The sequence below is a fragment of the Castellaniella denitrificans genome (assembly GCF_027214045.1).
Classification (GTDB): Bacteria; Pseudomonadota; Gammaproteobacteria; order Burkholderiales; family Burkholderiaceae_B; genus Castellaniella; species Castellaniella denitrificans_A.
In genome coordinates, this window is the sequence record NZ_JAPWHE010000030.1 from 1 (window position 1) to 316 (window position 316).

1 protein-coding gene is annotated in these 316 nt (G+C 61.4%); it reads left to right on the top strand.

Features of this window, described 5'->3' with window-relative positions; translation table 11 throughout:
• Positions 1-316 (top strand): TRAP transporter substrate-binding protein DctP (gene dctP / locus O4H32_RS14915; protein ID WP_269360405.1); only part of this gene is annotated, 316 nt, incomplete at both ends.

Here is a 316-nt window from a genome sequence, read left to right on the forward strand (position 1 = left end):
CCAAGAAACTGCAGATCTTCGATCTGCCCTTCATGTTCGACGACATGGCGGCCCTGGACCGCTTCCAGGCCAGCCCCGCCGGTCAGGAATTGCTGGATTCGATGAAGTCCAAGGGCATCAAGGGCCTGGCCTACTGGCATAACGGCCTCAAGCAGATGTCCAGCAACAAGGACACGCTGGTGCGTCCCGAGGACATCAAGGGCCTGAAGTTCCGCATCCAGTCCTCCGACGTGCTCGAGGCCCAGTTCCGCCAGTTGGGCGCCAACCCCCAGAAGCTGGCTTTCTCCGAGGTCTACCAGGCCCTGCAGACCGGTGT